The sequence below is a fragment of the Curtobacterium sp. B8 genome (genome assembly GCF_000333315.1).
In the GTDB taxonomy this organism is placed as follows: domain Bacteria; phylum Actinomycetota; class Actinomycetes; order Actinomycetales; family Microbacteriaceae; genus Curtobacterium; species Curtobacterium luteum.
In genome coordinates this window covers 1-7,816 of record NZ_BACW01000311.1, presented here as the reverse complement: position 1 = coordinate 7,816, position 7,816 = coordinate 1, and the positions used below count along the sequence as shown (strand labels likewise).

Annotated in this window: 8 protein-coding genes; 2 read left to right on the top strand and 6 right to left on the bottom strand. The window is 71.4% G+C overall.

Annotated elements, in window-relative coordinates; all coding sequences use genetic code 11:
* Nucleotides 1–735 (bottom strand): amino acid permease (locus tag I59_RS07660; RefSeq protein ID WP_022903357.1); only part of this gene is annotated, 735 nt, incomplete at its 3' end.
* A 166-nt stretch (nucleotides 736–901) separates the two neighbouring features.
* Between I59_RS07660 and I59_RS07655 the strand changes: the two genes are divergently transcribed.
* On the top strand, nucleotides 902–2,230 hold the full coding sequence (locus I59_RS07655) for an NAD(P)/FAD-dependent oxidoreductase (RefSeq protein ID WP_022903356.1): 1,329 nt from the start codon (nucleotides 902–904) through the stop codon (nucleotides 2,228–2,230).
* An 89-nt stretch (nucleotides 2,231–2,319) separates the two neighbouring features.
* Here the strand turns inward: I59_RS07655 and I59_RS07650 are convergent, their stop codons facing one another.
* The 3 genes from I59_RS07650 to I59_RS07640 all read right to left on the bottom strand — a co-directional run bounded on the left by I59_RS07650 (nucleotide 2,320) and on the right by I59_RS07640 (nucleotide 5,764).
* A complete protein-coding gene (locus I59_RS07650) occupies nucleotides 2,320–3,477 on the bottom strand; it encodes a Gfo/Idh/MocA family protein (RefSeq protein WP_022903355.1) in 1,158 nt (385 codons plus the stop codon).
* Nucleotides 3,474–4,289 carry a sugar phosphate isomerase/epimerase gene (locus I59_RS07645; protein WP_022903354.1) on the bottom strand — a complete coding sequence of 272 codons (816 nt, stop codon included), beginning with the start codon at nucleotides 4,287–4,289 and terminating at the stop codon, nucleotides 3,474–3,476. The genes I59_RS07650 and I59_RS07645 overlap by 4 nt, the downstream gene beginning before the upstream one ends.
* 107 nt (nucleotides 4,290–4,396) lie before the next feature.
* The gene (locus I59_RS07640; protein WP_022903353.1) at nucleotides 4,397–5,764 is read right to left on the bottom strand and encodes an MFS transporter; all 1,368 of its coding nucleotides are present in this window, start codon (nucleotides 5,762–5,764) and stop codon (nucleotides 4,397–4,399) included.
* Between the two features lie 156 nt (nucleotides 5,765–5,920).
* On the opposite strand from I59_RS07640, the gene I59_RS07635 reads away from it, so the two are divergent.
* Nucleotides 5,921–6,505 (top strand): TetR/AcrR family transcriptional regulator, encoded by a 585-nt coding sequence (locus I59_RS07635; protein WP_022903352.1) that lies wholly within the window; start codon nucleotides 5,921–5,923, stop codon nucleotides 6,503–6,505.
* A gap of 22 nt (nucleotides 6,506–6,527) precedes the next feature.
* On the opposite strand, the gene I59_RS07630 is transcribed toward I59_RS07635, so the two are convergent.
* Nucleotides 6,528–7,334, bottom strand: coding sequence for a DNA-formamidopyrimidine glycosylase family protein (locus I59_RS07630; RefSeq protein WP_031273298.1), 807 nt, complete (start codon nucleotides 7,332–7,334; stop codon nucleotides 6,528–6,530).
* A 68-nt stretch (nucleotides 7,335–7,402) separates the two neighbouring features.
* Nucleotides 7,403–7,816 (bottom strand): NAD(+)--rifampin ADP-ribosyltransferase (gene arr / locus I59_RS07625; RefSeq protein WP_022903350.1); only part of this gene is annotated, 414 nt, incomplete at its 5' end.

Genomic DNA, 7,816 nt, shown 5'->3' with positions numbered 1-7,816 from the left:
CACCGCGGTGTCCCAGCCCCAGTAGATGAAGATCGCGGTGAGCATCGCCGGCGCGATCACCGAGCCGAAGTCCATGCCGCTCGGCCAGAGCCACGACAGCGACGGGGCGATCGACCCGTCGACTCCGTGCCCCGTGCCGACGCGGACGAGGGCGACCGAGGCGAACATGACGAGGACGAGCACCTCGACGCCGAGGAGCACGTACTGCAACCGCGCCGAGACCTCGACCCCGACGTAGCAGATGACGGTCATCACGGCGATCCAGAGCACACCGGCGACGGTCGACCACAGGGTGCTGCTCCCGAGCGCGCTGATCGCCGGGTCGTTCGTCACCGTGCCGACGAACGTGTACCCGTACGAGCCGGCGATCTGCGCGAGGTTCGCCATGACGATGACGTCGGCAGCGATGATCCCCCACCCGCCGAGCCACCCGGTGACGGCACCGAACGCGCGGGTCGCCCACGTGAACGTGGTCCCGCAGTCCGGGTCTTCCGTGTTGAGCTCCTGGTACGCCACGGCGATCATCCACATCGGGATGAACGCCAACAGCATGATCGCGGGCGCCTTGACCCCGGCGAGCAGGGCTCCGCCGCTCGCGACCACGAGGCCGAGACTGGCGGCCAGACTGTACGCCGGCGCCGTGGACGAGATGCCCATCACGACACTGCCGAACAGGCCGAGCGTCCCGGTTCGCAACCCCTTGTCGACCGCGGTCGTGTCCGTGGTCGCCGTCACCACTCCACCATCACGCATGACCAGCCACCTCTCGGATGTGCCAGGCGACGATTTCCGTCGTCGCGGATCCGCAGCACCGTGGATCCGAGCACTGAAACTAGCGCTTCGCGACGGGATCCGCACTACCCTGTGATGATCGTGATCCGCCGTCGAGAGGAGCACCAGCGTGGACACCTCCTCGTGGGACGTCGTCGTGGTGGGCGCCGGGGTCGCCGGACTCGCGGCAGCACGGCTGTTGCAGGACGCCGGACGCCGGGTCGTGGTGCTCGAAGCACGCGGACGCGTCGGCGGTCGTGTGCACACCGACCGGAGCGAGGGCCGGGTGACGGACCTCGGAGCGTCGTGGATCCACGGCGTCGACGGGAGCGCGGTCGCGGCCGCGGCGGACGCGTTCGGGCTGCCGACGGTGGAGTTCACGGTCGGGGGCTACCAGGTCGACGGTCGGCCGATCGCGTACCACGCTCCCGACGGCCGCCGGATGAGCGACGACGAGGCAGCGCGGTTCGCAGCTGACGTGCACACGGTGGACCGCACCCTCGCGGAGGTCGTCGCGGCGTCCGGCCCGTCGGACTCCTACCGCGACGTCGTCGCACGGGCGGTGGTGGCGCAGGGCTGGGACGCCGACCGGTCCGCACGGGTGCTCGAGCACCTGGAGCACCGGAGTGAGGAGCAGTACGGGGTGGCCGCCGACGAACTCGCCGCGCACGGCCTCGACGACGACACGATCGAGGGCGACGAGGTGGTCTTCCCGCACGGCTACGACGAGCTGCCGGCGCGCTTGGCCGAGGGGCTCGACGTCCGGCTGGGCCACGCCGTGTCCGTCGTGACACGCTCGTCCGACGCGGTGACCGTGGCCACCGACCACGGGCTCTTCTCCGCCGGCGCAGCAGTCGTGACCGTCCCCGTCGGTGTCCTCCAGGCGGGCGTGATCCGCTTCGAGCCGCCGCTGCCGGACCCGCACCGGCGGGCACTCGGGGCCCTGCGGATGAACGCGTTCGAGAAGGTCGTGCTGCGGTTCCCGCAGCGGTTCTGGGACGACGACGTGTACGCGGTGCGGCAGCTCGGTCCGGAGGGGGCGTGGTGGCACTCCTGGTACGACCTCACCCGGATGGACGGGGAGCCGACGCTGCTCACGTTCGCGGCCGGTCCGGCGGCGCGGGCGATCCGGGGCTGGTCGGCCGAGCGGGTCCGGGACTCGGTGCTCGGGCAGTTGCGACGCCTGTACGGCGACCGGGTCGACGATCCGACGTCGGTGCTCGTGACGGCGTGGCAGGACGATCCGTGGGCCAGGGGTTCGTACGCGCACATGCTGCCCGGGTCGACGACGGCCGACCACGACGACCTCGCGGAGCCGATCGACGGCGTGCTGCACCTGGCGGGCGAGGCGACGTGGACGGACGACCCGGCGACCGTGGCAGCGGCGATGTACTCGGGGCACCGGGCGGCGGAGCGGGTGCTCGGGCGGGCCGTGCCGGTCGAGCGGCTCTGGGCCTGACGTCCGTGACCGCGGACGGACGGGAGGCCCTGCTCACGGTCCGCGCGCGGCGGACGTGCGCAGGGCCTCCAGGCCGTGACCGTGGGTCGTCAGACCCCGGCCGCCACCCCTGACAGCGTGGCCGCGAAGGGGTCGAAGTCGTCCTGCAGCGACGGGATCGGCGCGACGGTCGACTCGACCTCGACGAACGACCGCCGTTCGACGGACTTCTCCACCGCGACCATCGTGTCGAGCACGTGGTACCCGACCTCGCCGGTCGCGATGTGGGTGCCTCCGCCGCGGATCGCCCGCGCCATGTCGAGCACGCCGAGCCCGCGGCCGGCGGTGGGCTCCTCGTCGAGGACCGTCTCCCACTCCTGTTCGAACGGGAACGACACGTCCGCGCCCAGGGGCCGTGCGATGCGGATCGGGTGGCCGCCGCCGAAGGTGTTCGGGTCCGGGAGGACGATCGTGCCCTCGGTGCCGTTCACCTCGAAGACGCCGTGGCGGAACAGCGGGGTGTCGAACGAGAGCAGCGACTGCGCGGACCCGCCCTGCTCGAAGGACGTCAGCACGGAGAGGTGCGTCGGGACCTCCACCGGGAACTCCCGACCGGCGTTCGGTCCCACCACGAGCTGCCGGGTGTCGCGCGACCTCGAGCCGGTCGCGACGACCGAGGCGATCGGCCCGAGCAGGTGCACGAGCGCGGTGAAGTAGTACGGGCCCATGTCGAACAGCGGGCCCGCTCCCTTCGCGTAGAGGAACGACGCGTTCGGGTGGAACACGTCCGGCCCCTGCCACTGGAAGCTCGTGACCGCGGTCAGGGGCGTGCCGATCGCACCGGCCTCGATCGCCCGCTTGGCGGTCTGCCATCCGGTGCCGAGCACGGTGTCGGGTGCGATGCCGAGCCGCAGCCCCAGCGACTCCGCGAGGGCGACGAGCTCGGCGGCCGATCCGCGGTCGACGCCGATCGGCTTCTCGCTCCACACGTGCTTGCCGGCACGGAGCGCTGCGGTCGAGACCTCGACGTGCGTGGCCGGCAGCGTGAGGTTGATGACGATCTCGACGTCCGGGTCCGCGAGGACCTCGTCGCCGGTGCCGGACGCTGCGACGCCCCACTTCGCGGCCGACGCCGCCGCACGCTCGGTGTCGATGTCGCCGATGCGGACGACCTCGACGTCGGGGAACCGTGTGAGGTTCGTGAGGTACTGCTCGCTGATCATGCCGGCGCCGATGAACCCGACGCCGACCTTCCCCGTGCGGGTCACGCGGACACCTCCTGCTTGTTCAGCGTGGCGTCGAGCCACCGGTAGGACTGCTCGACCCCGTCGAAGATCTCCCCGTCGAAGCCCTCGAACTCGATGACGGCGTACTCGAGGGCGGGTGCCGCGGCGATGGCCTCGGCGAGCCGGACGTCGCCCTGACCGGCCGGTGTCTGGTCGGTCGGGATCGAGGCCGTCGAGATGTCCTCGTGCATCGGTCCGTCCTTCACGTGCACGGCGACGATCCGGTCGCAGAGCTCCTGGATGAACGGCACGAGGTCGATGCCGGCGGCCGAGGCCCAGTACAGGTCGAGCTCGAGCACCACGGCCGGGTCGAGCAGCGACGCGAGCACCTGCAGCGCGGGCTTCCCGTCGATCTGCGGCCGGAGCTCGTGGTCGTGGTTGTGGTAGCCGACGCGCAGGCCGTGCTCGGCGGCCTCGACGGCGGCGGCGTTCAGTCGGGCGGCGACGCGCTCGACGCCCTCGCGGGTCGTCCACGCATCCGGTCCGACGAACGGGTCGATGACGATCTCGAGGCCGAGCTCCTTCGCGGCCGCGAAGGTGTCGGCGTGCGACGGAGCGGTCATCACGGAGCCGTCGGGCAGCGGGATCTCCTGCTGCACGAGGAAGGCGTGGCCGGTCTTCGCGGTGATGCCGTGCGCGTCGAAGGCCCGCTTGAGTTCGGCGGAGCGGCCGACGAAGGCGAAGGCCTCGACGGTGTCGAAGCCGATCTCGGCGAGGCGGCGGACGCCGCCGTCGAGGTCGGGCTCGAGCGCGGCGTTCACCGTGTAGAGCTGCAGGGAGATGGCGGGTGCCATGGTGGATCCTTTCTGCCCGCGTCGTCGCGGGGTGGCGTGCCGGCGGGGAGGCGCGACTCACGTTGCGGACGCGGGTCGCGCCTCCAGGCTGTCTGCTGGTGACTGCGCTACTTGACCGACTTGATGGGGAAGATGACGAGGGCCCCGAGCAGGACCGCGACGCCGGCGCCCCAGAGCATGAGCGTGTAGTTCTGCCCACCGCCGATGCCGAGGAGGAACAGGCCGACGGCCGGTGCGAGCGACTGGGGCAGGGCGTTCGCGATGTTGATGACGCCGAGGTCCTTGCCGGGGCGCTCCGGGTCGGGCAGGACGTCGACGATGAGCGCGGTGTCGATGGCGGCGTAGATGCCGAAGGCGAAGCCGAGCACGATCTCGGCGAAGTAGAACCCGCCGACGGTGTCGACGTGGGCGAGGATCACGAGTCCGACCGCGGTGAGTGCGGTCGATCCCCAGACGAAGACCTTGCGACGCTGCACCCGGTCCGACACCCAGCCGGAGACGGCCGCGCTGGCGAGGAGCGCGATCGTGTAGAGGAGCACACCGAACGCGACCGCCGGGACGGCCTCCTTCGTCGAGAGACCGATGCGGTCCTGCATGTACAGGACGCGGTAGGTCGTGAACATGAACGTGCCGAAGGTGATGAGGAAGCGGCCCCACCAGGCGAGTCCGAAGTCGCGGTGCTTGATCGGGTTCGTCCAGAACGAGCTGATCAGGTTGATCCAGCTGAACGGCTTGATCGTCGTCGTCGGCAGGTCGTCACGGGCCACGAACGCGTAGATCAGGACCGCGATGATCGCCAGGACGCCGGGTGCGATGAACAGCAGCGGCAGGTTGCCGACGAGGTAGACGGCCAGGTAGAGGCCGGCCAGGATCGCGATGTTCTGAGCGAGCGCGATGACGCTGGAGGCCTTGCCGCGCTGGAACTCCGGCACGTTGTCCGCGAAGCTCGCGGTGAGGGTGGCGAGCACGGTGTTGGCGGCGATCTGTGCCAGCAACCACCCGAGGGTGAGCTGCAGCACGCTGTCCGAGAACGCGATCCAGGCGAGCGCGCCGACGAAGACGACGACACCGCCGACCATGTAGGGGCGGCGACGCCCCCACCGGGTGCGCGTGCGGTCCGAGATCGCGCCCAGCAACGGGTTGGCGAACAGGGCACCGAGGGCACCGAACGGCAACACCGATCCGACGACGGTCTCGGGGCTGGTCGGGTTGAGCTGCTCGGCCTTGATCGACATGCTCACGAAGACCGGGGTGAGCAGGGCGACGAACAGGCCGAACTGGGCGAAGCTCAGGGCCCAGAGGTAGCCGCGACCGACGCGGACCGCGCTGACGGCCTGCGTGATGCCCTCGACCGAGAACGCCCGCGATGCCGCTGCGGGGTCGGTGCTCGTCGCACCGGCGGCCGCGGTGACGGGCGGCGTCGCGGTGCCGGCGAGACCGGACTTGGGTTCTTCCTTCGACGTCGGTGTCGACATGACTCCTCCTCGAGCCACAGGGGGCTGACGCCCGTCTGAATACCTAGTGCTGGTAGGTGACGGCGACAGTAGCACCCAAAACCTCCGGACGGAAGTTTTTGGTGCGGATGTTTCGCCGGGTCATCGGGAACCCGTGGCTACGCCTAGCCTGGGTCCGTGAGTTCCGACGGTGGAAGCGGTGTCCGGGGGCCCTACGCCAAGGGGGTGCAGCGCCGGCAGGAGATCCTCGACCGCACGCTCGACGTCGTGGCGACGCGGGGCATCGACGGGGCCTCGCTCCGGGCCATCGGCGATGCGATCGGCATCTCGCACGCCGCACTCCGGCACTACTTCTCGTCACGCGAGGCCCTGCTCCTCGAGGTGCTCCGGCAACGCGACGCCGACTCGGTCACCCGGGTCGCGGACGTCGACGGGGTGCTCCCCCGCATGGCGGCCTCGGCGGACCACAACGTCAGCGTGCCGGGCCTCGTGACGCTCTACACGACGCTGCTCGGGGTGTCGGTGGCGGCCGGGAACGAGGAGTCGCGCGCGTTCTTCACTGAGCGGTTCGAGCTGCTGCGGGCGGACCTCGCGACGCAGCTGCGGGACGAGTTGGCGTCGTCGGGGCGGTACTCGGACGCGGACCTCGAGCAGGTGGCGTCGCTCATCATCGCGGCGTTCGACGGGCTGCAGGTGCAGTGGCTGCTCGACCGGCGGATCGACATCGCGGGAACGCTGCGGCTGCTCGAGCGGGTGCTCTGAGCCCAGCCCGGGGACAGCTCGGTCAGGCCGCCGTCGCCTCCGGCTGGCACCGGGGACACCACCACAGTCGTCGGGCCGGGGACCCGACCACCTCGACGTCGTCCCGCGCCCGCACCCGGGTGCCGCAGCGCAGGCACGGGCGCCCCGCACGGCCGACCACCCAGTGCCGTTCGCCCCGTCGCAGCACCCCGGTCGTCACCTGGTACGCGTCCGGCGCGGTCGCCGAGTGTCGGAGCATGCGCCGCGCCGTGTCGAGCAGCGGACCGAAGGCGATCCGGCCCGCAGGGAGGTCCGGGTGCAGCCCGCGCACGAAGCACAGCTCGTTCGCCCAGAGGTTGCCGAGCCCCGCGACCCGACGCTGGTCGAGCAGCACCCGGCGGATCGGTGCGTCCGGGTCGCGCGAGCACCGGCGGAGAGCTTCGTCGCGGTCGAAGTCGTCGTGCAGCAGGTCCGGCCCGAGGTGTCCGACGACCCGGTGTTCCTCGGCCGTGGGGACGAGCTCGACCACGGGCAGGTCGATCCCCCACACCGTCCGGCCGTCCTCGAGCACGAGCCGGACGCGGGCGTCCTGCGCGACGTGACGCGGGAGGCGCCGACCAGCCGCGGTGACCGTCCAGGACCCTTGCATCCGCATGTGGGTGTGCAGCGTCACGCCGTCGTCGAACCGGGTGAGCAGGTGCTTGCCGTGCGTGGCGTGCCCGGTGACGACCCGGTCCCCGAACGCTCGGCCGGCGTCGGGTCCGCCGCGGAGTTCGCCGGCGACCACCCGCGATCCGTCGACCTGGCGGAGGCGTGCGGCCAGCCGGTGGACGGAGTCACCCTCGGGCATGGCGACACGGTACGACCGACCACCGACACCGCAGCGCACCCGCGGCGCCGTCAGCGGCGACGACGTCGTCAGTTGATGATCTCTGCCCGGCCGTCGCGCATGGTGGTCAAGCGCTCCCGCCACAGCGTGACCGCCTCGGGCGTCAGGCGTGTCCAGTCGTCGACCTCGCGCACGATCCGCAGCGGCGCCGACGTGCGGTACGACCGCGTGGGGTTGCCGGGGAACTTCTTGTCGGTGACGTTCGGGTCGTCCTCGAAGGGCCCGGTCGGCTCGACCTCGTAGACGTGCGGCTCCCCCGCGCCCGCCAGCAGCACCGCCAGCTCCGCCGCCAGACCGCCGCCGTCCCGCAGCGCGGTGAAATAGACGTGGTTCATCACGACCTCGGGCCGGTAGTTCGACGGGCGCCCGGCGACGAGCAGGTCCCCCGGTCGGAGCGCCGCGCGCGTGCCGTGGAAAAAACGCCCGGTCTCGTCCTCGGCGGC

Coding starts and splice junctions, on each gene's coding strand:
- I59_RS07640 (WP_022903353.1), bottom strand. CDS start 5,764: ATGTCGACACCGACGTCGAAGGAAGAACCCAAGTCCGGTCTCGCCGGC.
- I59_RS07645 (WP_022903354.1), bottom strand. CDS start 4,289: ATGGCACCCGCCATCTCCCTGCAGCTCTACACGGTGAACGCCGCGCTC.
- I59_RS07630 (WP_031273298.1), bottom strand. CDS start 7,334: ATGCCCGAGGGTGACTCCGTCCACCGGCTGGCCGCACGCCTCCGCCAG.